The sequence below is a fragment of the Arthrobacter sp. 01N444 genome (assembly GCF_056399305.1).
Genome location: NZ_JBFTRB010000006.1, coordinates 95,922 through 115,422 on the forward strand (window position 1 = coordinate 95,922; position 19,501 = coordinate 115,422).

11 protein-coding genes are annotated in these 19,501 nt (G+C 65.5%); 6 read left to right on the forward strand and 5 right to left on the reverse strand.

Annotated elements, in window-relative coordinates; translation table 11 throughout:
- Positions 1-59: 59 nt before the first annotated feature.
- Positions 60-863 (forward strand): transglutaminase-like domain-containing protein, encoded by an 804-nt coding sequence (locus AC1DKN_RS09425; protein WP_476857819.1) that lies wholly within the window; start codon positions 60-62, stop codon positions 861-863.
- A gap of 26 nt (positions 864-889) precedes the next feature.
- On the opposite strand, the gene AC1DKN_RS09430 is transcribed toward AC1DKN_RS09425, so the two are convergent.
- Positions 890-1,351 carry a MarR family winged helix-turn-helix transcriptional regulator gene (locus AC1DKN_RS09430; RefSeq protein ID WP_223916163.1) on the reverse strand — a complete coding sequence of 154 codons (462 nt, stop codon included), beginning with the start codon at positions 1,349-1,351 and terminating at the stop codon, positions 890-892.
- Complete coding sequence (locus tag AC1DKN_RS09435; protein ID WP_476857818.1) at positions 1,351-2,475, reverse strand: LLM class flavin-dependent oxidoreductase; 1,125 nt, start codon at positions 2,473-2,475, stop codon at positions 1,351-1,353. The genes AC1DKN_RS09430 and AC1DKN_RS09435 overlap by 1 nt, the downstream gene beginning before the upstream one ends.
- A gap of 277 nt (positions 2,476-2,752) precedes the next feature.
- On the opposite strand from AC1DKN_RS09435, the gene AC1DKN_RS09440 reads away from it, so the two are divergent.
- From AC1DKN_RS09440 to AC1DKN_RS09460, 5 genes are all read left to right on the forward strand, one after another.
- A complete protein-coding gene (locus AC1DKN_RS09440; protein WP_476871100.1) occupies positions 2,753-4,180 on the forward strand; it encodes an MFS transporter in 1,428 nt (475 codons plus the stop codon).
- A 43-nt stretch (positions 4,181-4,223) separates the two neighbouring features.
- A complete protein-coding gene (locus AC1DKN_RS09445; RefSeq protein WP_476857816.1) occupies positions 4,224-5,255 on the forward strand; it encodes a M20/M25/M40 family metallo-hydrolase in 1,032 nt (343 codons plus the stop codon).
- Positions 5,256-5,728: 473 nt separating this feature from the next.
- A complete protein-coding gene (gene ectB / locus AC1DKN_RS09450; protein WP_476848890.1) occupies positions 5,729-7,000 on the forward strand; it encodes a diaminobutyrate--2-oxoglutarate transaminase in 1,272 nt (423 codons plus the stop codon).
- A 75-nt stretch (positions 7,001-7,075) separates the two neighbouring features.
- Positions 7,076-8,527, forward strand: a complete 1,452-nt coding sequence (locus tag AC1DKN_RS09455) for an aspartate kinase (protein ID WP_476848891.1) — start codon at positions 7,076-7,078, stop codon at positions 8,525-8,527.
- A gap of 15 nt (positions 8,528-8,542) precedes the next feature.
- Complete coding sequence (locus tag AC1DKN_RS09460) at positions 8,543-12,838, forward strand: Pls/PosA family non-ribosomal peptide synthetase (protein WP_476871101.1); 4,296 nt, start codon at positions 8,543-8,545, stop codon at positions 12,836-12,838.
- Here the strand turns inward: AC1DKN_RS09460 and AC1DKN_RS09465 are convergent.
- From AC1DKN_RS09465 to AC1DKN_RS09475, 3 genes are all read right to left on the reverse strand, one after another.
- Positions 12,835-16,014 (reverse strand): efflux RND transporter permease subunit, encoded by a 3,180-nt coding sequence (locus AC1DKN_RS09465; protein ID WP_476871102.1) that lies wholly within the window; start codon positions 16,012-16,014, stop codon positions 12,835-12,837. The genes AC1DKN_RS09460 and AC1DKN_RS09465 overlap by 4 nt on opposite strands.
- 119 nt (positions 16,015-16,133) lie before the next feature.
- Entirely contained in the window at positions 16,134-17,636 is a 1,503-nt protein-coding gene (locus tag AC1DKN_RS09470) for a malate:quinone oxidoreductase (RefSeq protein ID WP_476871103.1), read from the reverse strand.
- A gap of 78 nt (positions 17,637-17,714) precedes the next feature.
- Positions 17,715-19,370 carry an ABC transporter substrate-binding protein gene (locus AC1DKN_RS09475; protein WP_476871185.1) on the reverse strand — a complete coding sequence of 552 codons (1,656 nt, stop codon included), beginning with the start codon at positions 19,368-19,370 and terminating at the stop codon, positions 17,715-17,717.
- Between the last annotated feature and the right edge of the window lie 131 nt (positions 19,371-19,501).

The window sequence follows — 19,501 nt, forward strand, 5'->3', positions numbered from 1 at the left end:
CCGTTGACGGCGGCTTCCCCTGCACCCACCTCAATCCCACATCCCGGAGACAGAGATACATGGAACGCGCCGTAGCCGCCCGCATGGCCTTCAAGACCGTTGCCGAAACCAAGGTGGCTCTCGCCGTGGCGGTGGCCCGGAACGCCGGCTACGACTCGATTGAAGAATCGCTCAGGGTGACCGCGGGAGGCGGGGACGTGCCGCTGACCGAGCTCTCGGACCATCACGGCGGCCGCTTCCACTACATGGAATTCGCCGAACCCACCGAAGTCCTGGTTGAGTATTCGGCCACCGTCACCGGCTTCGCGCTGCCCGAGGAACCCGGGCTCATGGAACTGATCCGCTATGTCAGGCCCAGCCGCTACGCGGAATCAGACCGGCTGTTGCCCACCGCCTATGCCGAATTCGGCGGGCTCCAGGGCGAGGAGCTACTCCACGCCGTCCGGGACTGGGTTTTCAACGAGCTGCGCTACGTCAGCGGATCCTCGCGGGGGACCGACGGCGCGGTCGAAACACTGCTGCACCGCCGCGGCGTCTGCCGGGACTTTGCCCACCTCGCCATTGCCCTGCTGCGTTCCAAGAACGTCCCGGCCCGGCTGGCCGCCGTCTACGCCCCGGGACTGACCCCGATGGACTTCCACGCCGTGGCCGAGGCGCACATCAATGGCGCCTGGCACGTCATCGACCCCACGGGGCTGGCGCCGCGGGACAGCATGCTGCGGATCACGGCAGGACGCGATTCCTCGGACACCGCCTTCCTGTCCACCGTGGGCGGCAGCCTGTCCCTGAAGGAACTCAGCGTCACCGCCGTCGTCGATGACCTGCCGCAGGAAGACCCGGCCCAGCTCGTCGCGATCCACTAGGCAGCGCACGGCCTCACGGCACGGTCTTAGCGCACGGAGACAGCGGCGCGGAGCTTCTCGGTCAGCCGCAGCAGCTCCTGCTGTTCGGCGGCGGAGAGGGCCGGGCCCACGAGCGCGGCGATGTCGCGCACGTGTTCCCGGCCGATCTGCTTCTGCAGGTCCCGTCCGGCATCGGTGAGCCGGATGAGGATCCCGCGGCCGTCCTCCGGGGCTGGAGTCCGTTCAACGAGCCCGCGCTTCCCGAGCCGCTCCACCAGCCGGCTCAGGCTGGACTGGCTCAGCAGCACGTTGTCGTTGAGTTCGTTCAGGCGCAGCCACCCGGAGGGGCAGCGGGAGAGCGTAAACAGGACGTCGTACTCATTGAGCGCCAGGGCTTTGAATGCCGGCGCCGCCTGCAGCTTGCGCATCACCGCCACCTGGGCCCGGAACAGGGACTCCCAGGTTTCCGCGGCCAGGCGTACCGGCGATTCGGTAGTCTTGGCGGGCATCATGAGCCCTGAACGGTGGTCTCTGCCGCGGCGGCATCGGCGGTGCCCGCTGCCAGTGCGGCCGCCACCCGGCCGGCGTGCGTCGGCGGTTCGGGAACGTGTGCCGGCTTGAGCGCGGCATATTCCTTGCGCAGCACCGGCAGCACTTCCTCGCCGAACAGGTCCAGCTGTTCCAGGACGGTCTTCAGCGGCAGGCCGGCGTGGTCGATCAGGAAGAGCTGGCGCTGGTAGTCGCCGAAGTACTCCCTGAACGTCAGGGTCTTTTCGATCACTTCCTGCGGGCTGCCGACGGTCAACGGGGTCTGGGACGTGAAGTCCTCCAGCGAGGGGCCGTGGCCGTAGACCGGGGCGTTGTCGAAGTAGGGGCGGAACTCCTTGACGGCGTCCTGGGAGTTCTTCCGCATGAAGAACTGGCCGCCGAGGCCCACAATCGCCTGGTCCGCCTTGCCGTGGCCGTAGTGCTCATAGCGTTCGCGGTAGAGGCCGATCAGCTGCTGGTAGTGCTCCTTGGGCCAGAAGATGTTGTTGGCGAAGAAGCCGTCACCGTAGTACGCCGCCACTTCGGCGATCTGCGGCGTGCGGATCGAGCCGTGCCACACGAAGGGGGCGACGCCGTCGAGCGGGCGGGGGGTGGAGGTGAAGTTCTGCAACGGGGTGCGGTGCTTGCCGGACCAGTTGACGGTGTCCTCGTCCCAGAGGCGGCGCAGCAGGGAGTAGTTCTCGATCGCGAGTTCGATCCCGTCCTGGATGTTCTTGCCGAACCAGGGGTAGACGGGGGCGGTGTTGCCGCGGCCCAGGACCAGGTCCACGCGTCCGTCCGCGAGGTGCTGGAGCATCGCGAAGTCCTCTGCGATCTTCACGGGGTCGTTCGTGGTGATCAGGGTCGTGGCCGTGGACAGGATGATGCGCTCGGTCTGGGCCGCGATGTACGCCAGCGTGGTGGTGGGGGAGGACGAGAAGAACGGCCGGTTATGGTGCTCGCCGATGGCATAGACATCCATGCCGATCTCTTCGACCTTCTTGGCGATCGCCACGGACGCCTTGATGCGCTCGTGCTCAGTCGGGGTGCGGCCCGTGGTGGGGTCGGTAGTGATGTCGCTGACGCTGAATACGCCGATCTGCATGGTGTGCCTTTCCGTGGCCGGGGTGGATCCGGGATCTGTTTCTACTATAGCCGATTTAGATGCGTTTGCATCTATCGACCGGTATAACGCCCGGCGTGGACGAATATTCCCGCGCCGTTCCGGCCGGGTTTGCCGCCCCGTCTTCCCGGCCGCGTTGCCGGCCGCGTTCCCGCCTTCGGCGCTGGCGCGGGCCTAGGATGCAATCAATCGGCTGGCCGCGAGGTGCCCGCCCTCCCGGAAGGCCGCCATGCGCCGTGTTGTAGCTTTTCTGTGTCTGGTGGAGCTCACCAGTGGAATCCTGCAGGGCTATTACACGCCCATCCTCACCGATATCGCCCGGCACCTGGGGATCCACGACGCCGACGTCAACTGGTTCGAGGCCGCGCAACTCATGGTCAGCGCCCTCGCCGTGCCGGTGCTGGCCAAGCTGGGGGACATGTACGGGCACAAGAGGATCCTGCTGGTTTCCACGCTGGTCACCGCCACGGCCTCCTGGGGCGTCGCGCTCGCCCCGGACTTCTGGACCTTCCTGGCCGCGTGGTCGTTCCAGGGTTTCTACGTGGTCTGGCTGCCCCTGGAAATTGCCCTGATCTTCAGCCGCGTCCATCAGTTGCCCGACGGCGCCGCCCGCACGCGGCGCGCGGCCGGCGTCCTCGTCGGGGCGCTGGAAGCCGGTGTCATCGCCGGGGCGCTCGCCGCCGGTGCGCTCGTGGAAGTGTTCGCGGGCCAGCTGCAGCTGGTGCTCCTGGTCCCCGCGGTGGCCGTCTCCGCATGCTGGTTCGCCGTCAGGTTTGGCGTGCCGGAGTCGCGGGAGCGCAGCGGCGGACGCGTGGACACCCGCGGCTTCACGCTCCTCGCCCTCGGGCTGCTGCTTATCACGTCCGGTCTGACCTTCATGCGCCTCAACGGGGCCGGCGCGTGGTGGCCGTGGGCGCTGGTGGGAGCCGGAATTCTGGTGTTCGTTCCGTTTGCGCGGTTCGAGCTGCGCGCGGCCGATCCGCTCGTCGACATCCGAATGCTGCGGGGTAAGTCCATGTGGCCCGTCCAGCTGACCGCCGGGCTCTTTGGCGTCTCGGTGCTCGGCGCGCAGGCCCCGCTGTCCACCTTCGCCCGGACGGATCCCGCGCTGCACGGCTACGGCCTCGGGCTGCGCGCCGGGCAGGTCCCCATCATCATCGGGGTCTACGTGCTGGCGCTGCTGGTGGGCGCGCTGCTGTACCCGGTGGTGACCCGCCGGCTCACCCCGCGCTGGACCCTCGTGGGCGCCGCCACGCTCGTGGGCCTGGGCTACCTGCTGTTCCTGCCGTTCCACGGCAGTCTCGCCCAAGCGCTGGCCAACATGGCGATCGCCGGTGTCGGCTCCGGGGCCCTCGTGGCGGCGCTGCCTTCGGCGGCCGCCGCGGCCGCGCCCCTCAACCGGACCGCGATGGCCACGGGTTTGACCAACACCACCAAGACCATCGGCGGAGCCTTCGCGTCCGCGGTGTTCGGCATCGCCCTGGTCAGCCACGTCCTGGCCGAGGCCGGGGCCGGCGCGGGGGACGCCGGTCAGACCGCGGCGCCGCTCGCTGGCTACCTCACGGTATGGACCATCTGCGGAGTCACCGGGCTTGCCGCCGCTGCCGCGCTGGTGGTGGTGCCCCGTCTGGCCTTCTCCGACCCGGCGGCCGTGGCCGCCGCACCGCTTAGGGCCGGCTCGCACTAGGGGTGGCCTTCCTCCCCGGCGGCTGAGGCAGTATGTTCTTAGCGTGACGGGTACGCGGAGGTACGAGCGGGGGCGCGCGGCGGCCGCGGCTGTCCTGGTGGCAATCAGCCTTTTGGTTTCGGGATGTTCGGCACCCACCGTGCTGGCCCCGGCGAGCACGGTGGACGCGCGCGCGGTGCTGGCGGCGTTCGAGTCCCGGGACGTGGTGGGGCACCTGCAGGCGCTGCAGCGGGTTGCCGATGCCAACGGCGGGAACCGGGCCTCGGGCACCTCGGGGTATGAGGAGTCGGCCCGATACGTCGAGGAACAGCTGCGCGCGGCCGGGTACTCGCCGGTGCGGCAGAGCTTCACGTTCAAAGAGGACGGCCGGCGCGGCAAGACGGTGGAGTCCTTCAACATCCTCGCCGACACGGGTGGCGATGCCGGGCACACCGTGGTGGTGGGTGCGCATCTGGACTCCGTGCAGGAGGGCCCGGGCATCAACGACAACGCCAGCGGGGTCGCGGCCGTCCTGGAGACCGCGCGGTGGATGAAGGAGGCCGGGATCACCCCGGCCAACCGGGTCCGGTTCGCGTTCTGGGGCGGCGAGGAGGACGGGCTGTACGGGTCCCAGCACTACGTCGACGAACTCAGTGCGGCCGAGATCGGCCAGACCGCGGCGAACCTGAACGTGGACATGGCGGCCTCGCCCAACGGGGTCCGCTCGGTGCATGACGGGGACGGATCGGATTTCGGCGACGGCGGCCCGGCCGGGTCCAAGGCGATCGAGGACATCCTGTTCCGGTACTTCCAGGAGAACGCGCTGCCGGCCGAGACCACGCCCTTTGACGGCGGCTCGGACTACGACGCCTTCCTCTCGGCCGGCATTCCCGGCGGCGGGCTGTTCACCGGCGATGTCGAGAAGAAGACCCAGGCCCAGGCGCAGGCCTATGGCGGGGTGGCCGGCAAGGACCTCGATCCCTGCTACCACGAGGCCTGCGACACCATCGCCAACACCAACCCGCAACTGCTCACCGAAATGTCCGGCGCCCTGGCCTACGGCACCGTGGCCTACGCGATGGCCAAGACCGGCTAAACACCAGCTTCGCCTTTCAAACGACTCTCAAAACGGTGTCCCATCCCTCGCCGCGTTCGCCGGCCCCGTTGGCAGAGGAAGTCGGATGTCCATGGCGCCGGCGCCCATGTCCGCCGGATGCCCGGCAGCCGGCATTTTTCCGAGTAGCCCGGGGCCTTCAAAGGTGAGAAACCCTGCCGAATCGGGTAGTTAATCAGCCGTTTGAGGGGAAAAGACAGGTACCCGCTACTCAGGTGCTGTGAGTTTCCTGAGTTTACGATAAGAAACGGAAAAGCATTTGGGCAGGCGTCTAGGATCTGCCCAGTTCCCGCCTAGAGCACCTCTATGCGGGAGTAAATACGGGCCCCGTGAAGCAAAGGTCAGTGCGCCACAGGCGCTGCGCTGTCCCCTTCCCCGCGCCCGTCATCCGGGAACCCGGGTTGTGTTTGCGCTCGGGCAACGTCGCTAGTCGGAAGTACGGGGGACATCGACAGATGGATATCTTCGAAAGCTTGGAGTCTGAGGTCCGTAGCTACTGCCGCAGTTGGGACACCGTGTTTGAACGTGCGTCCGGCAGCAGCCTCTACAGTGAAGACGGCAGAGAATATTTGGACTTCTTTTCCGGTGCCGGAGCACTGAACTACGGGCACAACAACCCGGTGCTGCTGCAGCCGCTGGTGGACTATCTTCTCTCCGGCGCAATCGTTCATTCACTCGATATGAAAACACCGGCCAAGCGGCGCTTCCTGGAAACCTTCCGGGAGTTGATCCTCGAGCCCAGGAATTTGGACTACAAAGTCATGTTCCCCGGACCGACGGGAACAAACTCAGTGGAGGCAGCCCTGAAGCTTGCCCGGAAGGTTACCGGCAGGCAGCATGTCCTGAGCTTCACCAACGCGTTTCACGGGATGACCCTGGGATCGTTGTCGGTCACGGGCAATTCAATGAAACGGCAGGGAGCCGGCGTCCCGCTGACGAACACATCGAGCATGCCCTATGACGGGTTCTTCAATGGTCAGATGCCGGACTTTCTGTGGCTCCGGCAAGCCTTGGAGGACAGGGGATCGGGCATCGATAAGCCCGCAGCGGTGATCGTGGAAACCGTCCAGGGCGAGGGTGGGCTCAGGGCCGCCCGGGTGTCCTGGCTGCGAGGCCTTGCCGAGCTGTGCCGGCAACACGACATCCTGCTCATCGTGGATGATGTCCAGGCCGGCTGCGGACGGACCGGGACCTTCTTCAGCTTCGAGGAGGCGGGGATCACTCCGGATATCGTCTGCCTGTCGAAGTCCATCTCGGGCTTTGGACTGCCTTTGGCACTGACACTGTTCAAACCCGGACTGGATATTTGGAAGCCTGGCGAGCACAACGGAACTTTCCGGGGGCACAACCCGGCATTCGTCACCGGCGCCGCTGCCCTGGAGCACTACTGGCGGGACGGCAGCTTCCAGTCAAGCGTCGCGGGGCTCATTTCCCAGCTCCACGAGGGGCTTACCCAGATCGCAGCGGGCGTCGAAGGCGCCACGGTCCGTGGCCGGGGACTGCTCGCGGGTGTTTACTACCCCAACCCCGAGACTGCGGAGAGGATTGCGGCTGAATCCTTTGCCCGGGGTCTGCTCGTGGAAACGTCCGGACCCGAAGGGGAAGTGGTCAAGACGATGCCCGCGCTGACTATCAGCCCCGAGGATCTTCAGAAGGGACTCGATATTCTCGCTGCGGCCGCAGTGACTGTGACCGGGGAGCCGGTGGCCTTGGGATCAACCATTTGAGCATCCGATCAGGGCGAAACGGCTCGAAGGGGCCAGTGCCCCTTGCAAGAATCGAAGTAGATTTCGGGGAGCAAAATGGGTACCCGCAAGGCAACAGCTTTCAACGACAGTGATCTAGCGGAAACCGACCGGGCGATTCCCCCGGGTAGTGTCATTGTTCAAAAGTTTGGCGGTTCGTCCCTGGCGGATGCCGCGGGTATCCTCCGGGCAGCCGAGCGGATCGCCAAAACACGGACCAACGGCTATCGGGTCGTGGCGGTGGTGTCCGCCATGGGGGACACCACCGATGAACTCTGCGATCTTGCCGCGGAAGTTTCCGCCCGGCCCTTGCCTGTGGACCTTGACGCCCTGCTGAGCATCGGCGAGCTTGTGTCCTCGGCCCTTTTGGCGATTGCCCTGGCGGATCTCGGCCAGCTGCCCCGCACATTTACGGGCAGTGCGGCCGGCCTCATTACCGACAACATCCACGGCAAGGCACACATCACCGATGTCAGGCCGGACCGCGTCCGCAGTAGTCTGGCCCGTGGCGAGGTCCCCATCGTCGCAGGATTCCAGGGCAGGACGCAGAAACGGAACAGGGTGACCACGCTCGGCCGTGGCGGCTCGGATCTCACCGCGGTCGCCCTGGCCGCTGCGCTCGAAGCTGATATTTGCGAGATATACACGGACGTCGACGGCGTCTACACCGCGGACCCCCGGGTTGTCCCGACGGCGCGGAAGATCGAGATCCTCTCGAGCGAGGAAATGCTTGAGTTCGCCGCCTCCGGCTGCAAGGTATTGCACCTGCGGTGTGTTGAATACGCCCGCCGGTTCGGTATTCCGATCCATGTGAGGTCCTCCTTCGTGCCGGAGCCCGGGACGTTGATCCTGCCCGGCCTTGACCGTCATCCACTGCTCCAGCCCGCCAGGGAACAACCCGAGGTGACCGCTGTAGCCGGGGTCAACTCGGCGTCGAAAATCACTGTCGTGGGAATTCCGGACCAGCCGGAGAGCATGGCGCGCATCTTGCATGTCCTCTCTCGGTCCGGGGCGCATGTCCAGGCAATTGTCCAAAATACGGCCGGCCCCGGCCCGAGGCGTTCCGATGTTGCACTGATCGTGCCTGCTGCCCATGCAGGTAACGCCCTTGCTGTGCTGGATGCCGAAAAGGGAAGCATTGGATTTGAAGGTTTGCAGCACGACGACCGGGTGGGCCGGGTGTCCATTACTGGACTGGGCATGCGGTCGTCCCCGCAAATCTTCTGCACCTTTCTCAAGGCCCTGTCCGACGCCGACGTGGAGCTCGATCTCGTCGACATCTCCGAGACGTCCGTGGGGGCTGTCACGCACGCCGACCGGCTCGCGGATGCCGAGCGCGCTGTCCGGCGGGCCTTCGGCATGACCCCGGCGGACGAGGCAACGGCGGCCGGTCATGAAGGCCATCTCACACCCGCTGTTGGCCCCCCGCTCCAGACGTGGGTCCCGATTTCCGGCCAGGATATGACCCCTGTTCCGGCGGGCGACAGAACTGTGGCACGTCACTTCTAGCGAAGGAGCTAAAGGATGGGCAAGACCGCGAGGACCGGAAACGGCCTCACCAGACCTCCCGAGTTGCGGGGAATCATGTCGATGATCGGCGGCTCGGAAGGCGGAACTGTCCTGACGTCGGCTGCGCCCGATCAGGCCGCCCGCTGGCGGCGGGGCGAGCGGTTGGACCGGCTGTTTGAGGATAGTTGCGACCGCTTGCGGGAACAGGGGCGCGGCGACCAGGTTGCCGTCGATGCGGGGGACGTTGTCCTGACGTACACGGAGCTGGATGAACGGGCGAACCAGCTGGCGCGGCATCTCCTGGTGTGCGGTGCCCGGCCGGGTGACCGCATCGCCCTGCTGTTTGACCAGCCATGGCGGGCCTACGTGGCGATGCTGGCCGTTCTGAAGATCCACGCGGCCTATGTTCCCCTGGACCCGGGTTTTCCCCCTGACCGTCTTCAGTACATTGTCGAGGACGCCAACGTGGCCATGGTCCTGTCTCTGTCCCATCTGAGGGATCTGCTGCCTGAGGTGGCCGCTGTCACGGTGTGCGTCGATGATGTGCAGGCCCAGATCGACGCCAAGGATTCCTCCCGTTTGGGAAGCGCGGACCATGGCGGAACCAAGGATGAGCTGGCCTACATTATCTACACCTCCGGCTCGACCGGCCGGCCCAAGGGCGTGGCAGTGGAGCAGGCCAGCATCTGCAATTTTGTCCGGGTGGCCTCTGACATCTACGGGATTGAGTCCACGGACCGCGTGTACCAAGGCATGACGATCGCCTTCGATTTCTCGGTGGAGGAAATCTGGGTTGCCTGGATGGTCGGAGCCACGCTGGTGCCCAAGCCGGGCCGGTCCAGCATGCTGGGTGCCGAACTCGCGGAGTACCTGCAGGAAAAACGGATCACCGCCCTTTGCTGCGTTCCAACGCTGCTGGCCACTCTTGACGAGGACCTGCCCGATTTGCGGTTCCTGCTGGTCTCCGGAGAGGCGTGCCCGAAGGATCTCGTGATGCGCTGGCACCGCCCCGGCCGGCGCTTCCTGAACGTCTACGGCCCCACCGAAGCGACCGTGACTGCCACCTGGTCGGTCCTGGACCCGGACCTGCCCGTGTCCCTCGGAGTGCCCTTGCCCACCTACACCGCGGTCATTGTGGATCCCGCCGAGCTTCGGGCCCTGCCGCGCGGTGAAATGGGAGAAATCGGCCTCGCAGGGGTGGGGCTGGCGCGCGGGTACGTGAACCGTCAGGACCTGACGGAGCGGGCCTTTGTCCCGGATTTCCTCGGAATCGAGAACAACCCGTCCGGCCGGATTTATCGCACAGGGGACCTCGGACGGGTGAACGACGACGGGCAGCTCGAATATTTCGGCCGGATCGATACCCAAGTCAAAATACGTGGCTACCGCATCGAACTGAGCGAAATAGAATCCGTCCTCCTGCAGCTCCCCGGCATTGCACAGGCAGTCGTACAGACGTATGAGCCGGAACAAGGAACCGTGGAGCTGGCGGCCTACTACACCCTTCGCCAGGACGTGGAGGGCGTGGATGCTCATGACCTCCACCGGATGCTGCGCACCAGGCTCCCCGGATACATGGTTCCTGCCTATTTTGAACAGCTGGACTCCATTCCCATGATGGCCAGTGACAAAGTGGACAGGAAGCGGCTACCCCGTCCCGAGCACAGGATCAGCCGGGCGGCTGCGGGGTCCTTCACTGCCCCCACAACCGCCGCCGAAGAGGCCCTGGCCGCGCAGCTTGGCACCGTCCTGAGGCTTGAGAAGGTTTCCACCGATGCCCACTTCTTCAATGACCTTGGCGCCGACTCGCTGTTGATGGCCCGCTATTGCGCCCGCATCAGGAAAGAAACCGCCCTGCCCGCAGCCGCGATGCAGGATATCTATGAGAACCCGACGGTCCGGCAGCTCGCCGCCTGCCTCGAAGCCCGGCACAGTGAATCCGTCCTCAGCGCGGCCGTACCTGAGACCGGCGCCGTACCCCCGGTACCGATGCCACCACCCAGCACCTTCCAGTTCGTCATGTGCGGGGCAATTCAGTTGCTGATTTTCCTGGGTTACACTTCGTACGCTGCTTCCCTGCTGATTATCGGCTTCCAGTGGACATCCGGGGGCAGCAATCCATTTGATATGTGGCTGCGGTCCATTGGTTTCGGCGCCGCCATGTTCCTGATCCTTTCCGTGACCCCGATCCTCGCCAAGTGGATTCTGGTTGGGCGGTGGAAGCCGGGCAACATTCGAATATGGAGTCTGGCTTATCTCCGTTTTTGGGCAGTCAAGACACTTACCAGGGCAAATCCACTGGTCTTGTTCGCCGGCTCTCCGCTGTATGTGGTGTACCTGCGCCTCCTGGGCGCAAAGATCGGCAAGGGGGTGGTGATCTTCTCCCGGAAGGTGCCCGCGTGCCCGGACCTGCTCAGCGTCGGTGACAACACAGTCATCCAGAAGAACTCCTCGTTCCAATGCTATCGGGCACGCTCTGGCATGATTGAAACCGGTCCCGTGATGCTGGGCAGAAATGTCCTTGTGTCGGAGAAAACCACGTTGGACATCGGTACGTCGATGGGAGACGAGACTCAGCTGGGACATGCTTCATCGTTGCAGACCGGGCAGGTTGTACCTGATGGACAAATCTGGCACGGTTCGCCTGCTGCGCGCACCAACACCAATTACCTGCGTGTCCCGCCCACTAATTGCGGCACGCGACGCAGGGTCATTTTCAGCCTTCTCCAGTTGTTCAACCGTTTGGTGCTGGTGGTTCCGGCGGGCCTTCTCGGGCTGGCCGTGCTCCTGCCGCCCTACCTGAGCACCGGACACCTGCAGCCCGGCTCCCCAAGCTTTTTCATAGACGTACTCGCCGTAACGCTGGTTCTGTTCGTTGTCGGGCTGATCACCGGCCTGATCATCATCTTCAGCATCCCGCGTTTGCTCAACCGCTTCATCAAGCCGGAAAAGGTCTATCCGCTGTACGGCGTGCACTTCACCCTCCAGCGCATGATCGCCCGCGTGTCCAACGTCAAACTGTACAAAGACGTCTTCGGCGACAGTTCGTACATCGTGCACTATCTGAAGGCCTTGGGTTATAACCTCGGCAGGGTGGAGCAAACCGGGTCAAACTTCGGCCCCACACTGGCCCACGAGTCGCCGTTCCTGAGCTCAGTGGGAACAGGAACTATGGTCGCGGACGGCCTCAACATGATGAACGCCGACTTCTCAAGCACGTCGTTCCGTCTCTCGCGGGTCCACCTGGCTGGCCACAACTTTCTCGGTAATGCCATCAGTGTTCCGATCGGATCCAAGGTCGGGGAGAACTGTCTTTTGGCCACGAAGGTGATGATTCCGATCGACGGTCCGATCCGTGCGGATGTGGGCCTGCTGGGGTCACCGCCGTTCGAGATTCCCCGGTCTGTTCAACGTGACGCCCAGTTTGATGAACAGACGATTGCAGAGGCGCGGAACAGCGCTCTCCCGGCAAAGAACCGGCACAACATCCTGAGCATGGTGCTGTTCCTGGCCGTGCGCTGGTTCCTGTTGTTTGTCGCCACGCTCAGCGCCGCCGTTGCCGTGTCGGCATTCAGCTTCCTCGGTGTGCTGGCGATCGCAGCCATGATGCTCACCTTGCTGCTGTTCCGCGTACTGATTGCCGTGCTTGTTGAGCGCTCGGTCATGGGCTTCCGCCACCTGAAACCGCAATACTGCTCGATCTACGACCCCTACTTCTGGCGGCACGAACGTCTATGGAAGCTGCTGGCCATGCCGGGCTTCAACGGAACCCCGTTCAAGCCTGTGATCTGGCGGATGCTGGGCGTCAAGGTCGGCAAGCGGCTCTACGATGCCGGCGCCAACATACCGGAGAAAACTCTTGTGGCTATCGGTGATGACTGTGCGTTCAATGAAGGAGCCACCATTCAGGGCCACTCCATGGAAGACGGGGCCTTCAAGTCCGACTACATCGTTCTCGGCAACCGCTGCTCCCTGGGCGTGGATTCGTGGGTCAACTACGGGGTGACGATGCAGGATGGTTCGTCACTCGGTGCCGACGCCCTCTTGATGAAGGGCGAAGACGTCCCGGAAGATGCAACCTATACCGGCAACCCGGCGCGCGAGGTTACGGTCCCCGCGGCACCGTCAACCCTCGCGGCCTTGGTGTCCAGCGGGCCCCGTCACAGGGACGGCGTCGCGGCGGCGGCCGGCCGGCCAAGACTCTCCAAGGGCACGAACGGAGCCCACGCAACCCGCGCTGCAGCCAACGCAGTCCACGGGACGCACCGGGCATCGCGGGACAAGGCAGGGACGCCGGGTTCTGGTTCCTAGTGCGAACTGGTTGGCAGGGGAGCGTCTTCGGGGAAGTCGTCGGGGAAGTCCTCGGTCACGGCCGGCCCGGAATGGCGTCCGCGGCGCAGCGACTTCTGCAGTGTCCTGCGCTCGCGCCGGCCTTCCACGAGCCGGTACAGCACCGGGACCAGGATGAGTGTCAGGGCGGTGGAGGAGATCAGGCCGCCGATCACCACGATCGCCAGGGGCTGGGAGATGAATCCGCCGCCGCCGGTCAGTCCCAGCGCCATCGGTGTCAGGGCGAACACCGTGGCGAGCGCCGTCATGAGGATGGGGCGGAGGCGCTGGCGGGCGCCGTGCATGATCGCGTCCGCCACGTTCATCCCGGGTTCGCCGGTGCGCGGCTGGCGGTACTGGTTGATGAGGTCGATCAGCACAATCGCGTTGGTCACCACGATGCCCACGAGCATCAACATGCCGATCAGCGACGGCAGGCCCAACGGCACACCGGTCACCACGAGCAGGGCGATTGCGCCTGTCGCGGCGAACGGGACGGAGACCAGCAGGATCAGCGGCTGCACGAGCGATTTGAACGCAGCCACCATGATCACGTAGACGATCGCGATGGCGGCGAGCAGCGCGAGCCCGAGCTGGCGGAACGAATCGGCCTGCTGCGTCGTGGCACCGCCGATCGTGGCGGTCACCCCGGGCGGCAGCTGGACTGACTTGAGCCGGTTCTGCACCTCGGTGCTGACCGCGCCGAGGTTGGAGCCCGACGGCGTCACCGAGACCCGCGCGGTGCGCTGGCCGTTGCTGGCGGTGATGGAGACGGGGACGTCCACCTGCTCTACCGAGGCGATGCTGCCCAGCGCAACGGCGCCGGCCGCCGTCGGGAGCGGCATGTCCCGGACGGCCTCGATGCTCGTGAAGCGGGTGCCCTCGCCAATCCGGACCGGGAAGTCGTTGGTGTCGATGCGGATCGTCCCGGCCGGAATCGGGCTGATCGTGGCGGCCAGGACCCCGGCCACGCGCTCCTCGTTCAGGCCGGCCGCGACGGCCTTGGCGCGGTCCACCTTGACCTGGACCACCGGCTGGCTGGCGGCCAGGTTGGTGGCCACTTCGCTGCTGCCCGGGACACCGTCCATGGCCTTGACCATCGCGTCACTGGCCGTCTGGAGGTCGGCGGTGGTGGCGGCCTTGAGGGTGATGTCCACGGTTGACGAAGTGCCGAAGCCGCCCTGCTGGGAACCAACCGTGATCTTTCCGGCGTCGCCGAGCTTGGAGAGTTCGCTGCGGACAGTCTCCTGGAGCTTGCCCTGGTTGGCTTTCTCGTCCGTCACCACGGTGAACGTCGAATTGGACGCGCCGGAGGAGAGCAGGGCCGAGAAGCCGGTCTGGGCGTTGCCGGTGGTGGCCTGGACGTCCTTGATTCCGTCGATGCCCCGCAGGGTGTCCTCGACGCGGATCGCCGAAGCGCTGGCCTCGTCAAGGCTGGTCCCTGCCGGCAGGGCCTGCTTGACGGTCATGCTGTTCTCGCCGGAGCGGCCCAGGAGGTCGGTGGCGAGCAGCGGGGACATCGCCACGGTGCCGGCAAGCACCAGGGCCGCGGCGACCAGGGTGAGGACCGGGTGCCGCTGCGTGCCGGACAGAACAGGCAGGTAGCCGCGCTGCAGGAGCGTGCTCTGCTCGGCCTCGTGCGCCTCGGCGGCAATGCCAGCCGCAGAAGCCGGAGAGCCGGTGACGGCGGGCGTGCGCAGGAACCAGTAGGCCAGCACCGGCACGATGGTCAGCGAGACCAGCAGCGAGGAGAGCAGGGCGATGGTCACTGTCAGGGCGAACGGACGGAACAGCGCACCGGCCAGGTCGCCGACGAAGGCGATGGGCAGGAAGACGGCCACGGTGGTCAGGGTGGACGCCGTGATGGCGCCGGCAACTTCGCGGATGGCGGTTCCGATCGCGGTGATCTTGTCCTCGCCGTAGCTCAGGTGCCGTTTGATGTTTTCGATGACCACGATCGAGTCGTCCACGACGCGGCCGATCGCGATGGTGAGCGCGCCAAGGGTGAGGATGTTGAGTGAGTAGCCGGTGCCAGCGAGGCCGATGAACGTGATCAGCAGGGACAGCGGGATGGACACGGCCGTCACCAGGGTGGCGCGCACTGACATCAGGAACACCAGGATCACCAGGACGGCGAAGCCCAGTCCCAGCAGGCCCTCGGTGGTGAGGTCCTTGATGGACTTCTCGATGAACGGCGCCTGGTCGAAGACCGGGGTGAATTTGGCGTTGGAGCCAAGCTCGGCCTCAAGTTGCGGGATGGCGTCCTTGACCGCGTGGGAGATCGCGACGGTGTCGCCCTCGGGCTTCTTGGTCACGGACAGGGCGAGGGTTTCCTTGCCGTTGGTCCGCGTGATTGACGTGCGGGCGTCCTCGACCAGGCTGACATCCGCCACGCTGCCGATCGTCGCCGCATCACGGGCCGCGCCCAGCGGGAGGGCCTTGGTGGCGTCGAGGGAGTCCACCGGGCTGCCGATCTGCAGCGAGAGGGTTTTGCCCTGTTCCTCGATGGTGCCGGCCGGGACCAATGCACCGTTGTTCTTCAGCGCGTCGCTGATGGCCTGGAGGCTCGTGCCCGATGCCGCCAGGTCCCGGGGCCGCGGCAGGATCTGGATGTGCTGCGTGGCGCCGCCGGTCACGTCGGCGCCGCGCACGCCGTCGAGCTTCTGCAGCACAGGGACGCTGAGCCGGGCGAGATCGGCGTTGAGTTCACTGAGCGGCTTGTCCGAGGACACGGCCAGGAAGACGATCGGGAAGTCGCTGATGCTCCCGGCGATCGCCTGCGGCTGGACGTCCTTCGGCAGGGCCTGCTTGGCGTTGGAGATGGCGCGGTCGATCTGGTTCCGGGCCCGGTCCAGGTTGGAGCCGTAGGTGAACGCCAGGGAAATCTGCGAGACGCCGTTCCGGGACGTTGACGACGTCGACTCCAGCCCCTCGACGCTGTTCAGCGCCTTTTCCAACGGGGCGCTGATCTGCTTGTCCACGACTTCCGGCGACGCACCGGGCATCGAGGAGATCACGGTGATCTGCGGGAACTCGATGGAGGGGATGAGCTCCTGTTTCAGCGAGGACATCGTGATCACGCCGAAAACGCAAGCGAACACCGTGATCAGCGCGATCAGGGCCCGGTTGGCGAGAGACAGCTTTGCGAGCCGGAACATCTCATGGTCTCCTGGTGGGTCGGGGGCGTCCTGCACAACGGGACATCAAAAAACGGGGACGTCACGGGTTGCAGCGGTCCCAAACCAGCAGTGTAAACCAGCCGCGGCCGGGCGCCGGCTTAGTTGCTGGCGGTGACCTGTTCGAGTTGCAGCGCCTTGGCCGTCTCGGCCTCCAGCGTGGCGGCGAGCTCAGGGTTGTCGTTGAGCTTGACGCCGTAGCCGGGCATCATGTCCTTGAGCTTGGACTGCCAGCCCTTGAAGTTCTTCGGGAAGGACTTCTGGAGCAGCTCGATCATGATCGGCACGGCGGTGGACGCGCCCGGGGATGCGCCAAGCAGGGCGCCGATGGTGCCGTCGCGTCCGGCGATGACCTCGGTGCCGAACTGCAGCACGCCGCCCTTCTTCGGGTCCTTCTTGATGATCTGGACCCGCTGGCCGGCGGTGATGAGCTCCCAGTCGCCGTCCTTGGCCTCGGGGTAGTACTCCCGCAGGGCCTCGACCTTGTCGCCGTGACGCTTGGCGACTTCCTTGATCAGGTAGGCGGTGAGGTCCATGTTGTCCTTGGCCACGGCCAGCATCGGGATGATGTTGGAGGGGCGGATGGACAGCGGCAGGTCCAGGTAAGAGCCGCTCTTGAGGAAGTTCGTGGAGAAGCCGGCGTACGGGCCGAACAGCAGGGAGCGCTTGCCGTTGACGTAGCGGGTGTCCAGGTGCGGCACGGACATGGGCGGGGCGCCGACAGACGCCTGGCCGTAGACCTTCGCGCTGTGCCGGGCAGCGATGCTCTCGTCGGTGCAGCGGAAGAACTGGCCGGAGACAGGGAAACCGCCAAACCCCTTGCCTTCCGGGATGCCGGAGGCCTGCAGCAGGTGCAGGGCACCGCCGCCGGCTCCGACAAACACGAACTTCGCGTGGATGGAGCCGTGCTCGCCGCTCCTGGCGTGCTTCAGCGACAGGTCCCAGCCGCCGCCGGACGCGCGCTTGATGTCGCTGACGTTGTGGCCGTAGTTGATCTCCACGCCGTTGTTGCCCAGGTAGGTGGTCAGCTCGCGGGTCAGGGCGCCGAAGTCGACGTCGGTGCCCTCGGCGGCGCGGGTCGCCGCGACGCGCTGCTTGGGGTCGCGGCCCTTGACGATCAGCGGGGCCCACTTGGCGATCTGCGCGTGGTCCTCGGAATACTCCATCGAACGGAACAGCGGGTTCGGCTTGAGTGCCTCGTAGCGGGTGCGGAGGAACTTGGTGTGGTCCTCGCCGATCACGAAGCTCATGTGCGGAACGGTGTTGATGAAGCCCTTGGGGGAGCCGATCAGCGAGTTCGAGACGAGGTGGGACCAGAACTGGCGGGACAGCTGGAACTGCTCGTTGATGTTCAGGGCCTTGCCGGGGTCCACCGAGCCGTCTTTGGCTGCGGGGGAGTAATTAAGCTCACACAGGGCAGCGTGTCCGGTGCCGGCGTTGTTCCACGGGTCGGAGCTTTCCAGTCCGGGCTCGTCCAGACGCTCAAAGAGCGAGATGGTCCAGTTCGGCTCAAGCTGCTTGATGAAGGCGCCGAGCGTGGCGCTCATGATGCCGCCGCCAATCAGGACGACGTCGGCGTGTTGGGTCTTGGAAATGAAAGTCACAATCAGTCTCCGATAGCAGCGGCTCTGGCTGTCACAGAATATCCCGCACCGCCCACTAACTGAAATTGGCCCCGGGCGTCAAGGCCTTAGCTCGACCTTTGTGAAAACTTCGTTCAGCACCGGCGACGCCGGGTACTTCAGCACCCGGTCCGAGAGCGCCAGGGCCGAGATCGGGAAGGCAATGGGAACCGCGGGCACCGTGGCCGCGATCTGCCCGTTGATGGTCTGGTACTCCTCGGTGCGGTCCTTGCCGTCCGGCAGGCCCCGGGCCCGGGCGATCTTGGAGAAGACCTGGGGATCCTGGTAACCGAATTCGCCGGTGTTCTCGCCGAAGAGCGGGCCCACGAAATTGTCGGGGTCCGAATACGAGCCGTTCCAGCCCAGCAGGTGCAGGGCGTGGTCGCCCGGGGACGTGACCTTCTGCAGGTAGCCGTCAGCCCAGTCCACCGGTACGGGCTTGACGTTGAGCCCGACGGCGGTCAGTTGCCGGCTGATTTCGGCGTACACCTTTTCCGGCGTTGGCAGGTAGGGCCGGGTGACGTTGAGCGGATAGTAGAACTTCAGCTCCTCGCCCTTGTAGCCGGCCTCGGCCAGGAGTTCCTTGGCCTTGCCCGGGTTGTAGCCGAGCGCCGCGGCATTGTTGTTGAAGCCGCTGAGCTTGGGCGGAACGAACTGGGATGCCTGGGCCGTGTTGTCGATGAAGAACCGGCGGATCAGCGTGTCCTTGTCCAGCGCCATTTCGATCGCCTGGCGGACCTTGAGGTTCTGCAGGATGGGGACTTGCTGGTTCATGCCCAGGTACATCACGGAGAACGGGTCCCGCTGGATGATCTGCTTTCCGCTCTTGACCAGTTGGTCAAAGTTTCCCACGGTGACGGCGTCGTAGGCGTCGATCTTGCCGTCCAGGAGCGCCTGCATCCGGGTCTGCGGGTGATCGTAGGTCACGAACTTGATGGTGCCGATCTGCCCTTTGTCACCCCAGTAGTCCTTGTTGCTGTCCAGGGTGACGCTGCCCGAATCCCAGGAGCTGAAAACGTACGGTCCTGTGCCTACCGGGTGGAGGCCGTAGGCGGATACCGGCTGCCCGCCCCGGCGCTGGTTCAGGACGTCAGCGTTCGCCGCGGCGAGGGCCTTGGGAGAAGAGATCGCGAAGGCGGGCAGGGTGAGGGCCTGGAGGAAACCCGTGAAGGGCTGGGTGAGGCCGATCCGCACATTGTCCGGCGCGACGGCGGTGCAGTTCTTGTATATGGACAGCGGCGCCTGGTCCGCATGGGCCTTGAAGACGCCCTTGAAGGTGGTACCGGTGGCCTGTTCGCGGAGGGCCGGTGAGAAGTTGAACCAGCGGTTGAAGTTGGTGCAGACCGCGGCGGCATCGAACGGTGTCCCGTCCTGGAATTTAACGTTCCCGCGCAGCTTGAACTCGTAGGTCCGGCCTTCATCGCTCTGGGACCATTCGGTGGCCAGCAGCGGCGTGGGTTGGCCGGTGGTCTGGTCTACGCCCACGAGGCCTTCCAGTACCTGCCGGGTGACGCGGTATGACTCGACGTCGGAGACCAGGGCAGGATCGAGCCCGAGCGGCTCCGAGCCGGTGCCGAAGGTGAAAAGCGCGGTAGGTGCCGCGCTGGCGGTGGCAGAGGCGGTGGGGGAGCTGGGTGCCGGGCCGAGGCTGCCCGTGCAGGACGCGAGCGGCAGGACAAGGAGGGCGGCCCCGATGCTGGCGGCAATCCGCCGCACTGTCCTGCTGGGCACTGTACTGCTGGGCACTCGAGAATCACCTCTGGGAACTGGATGGTCCGCCGGCTGCGGACCAGCCCCAGTCTAGTTGACGGCCGGGTCCGCCAGCTCTTGTGGCACACCGCCGCAAG

What these genes read in the sequence shown, in the direction of transcription:
- AC1DKN_RS09430 (WP_223916163.1), bottom strand. Translation starts at nt 1,351, where the DNA reads ATGCCCGCCAAGACTACCGAATCGCCGGTACGCCTGGCCGCGGAAACC.
- AC1DKN_RS09455 (WP_476848891.1), top strand. Translation starts at nt 7,076, where the DNA reads ATGGGTACCCGCAAGGCAACAGCTTTCAACGACAGTGATCTAGCGGAA.
- AC1DKN_RS09465 (WP_476871102.1), bottom strand. Translation starts at nt 16,014, where the DNA reads ATGTTCCGGCTCGCAAAGCTGTCTCTCGCCAACCGGGCCCTGATCGCG.
- AC1DKN_RS09435 (WP_476857818.1), bottom strand. Translation starts at nt 2,475, where the DNA reads ATGCAGATCGGCGTATTCAGCGTCAGCGACATCACTACCGACCCCACC.
- AC1DKN_RS09425 (WP_476857819.1), top strand. Translation starts at nt 60, where the DNA reads ATGGAACGCGCCGTAGCCGCCCGCATGGCCTTCAAGACCGTTGCCGAA.
- ectB (WP_476848890.1), top strand. Translation starts at nt 5,729, where the DNA reads ATGGATATCTTCGAAAGCTTGGAGTCTGAGGTCCGTAGCTACTGCCGC.
- AC1DKN_RS09460 (WP_476871101.1), top strand. Translation starts at nt 8,543, where the DNA reads ATGGGCAAGACCGCGAGGACCGGAAACGGCCTCACCAGACCTCCCGAG.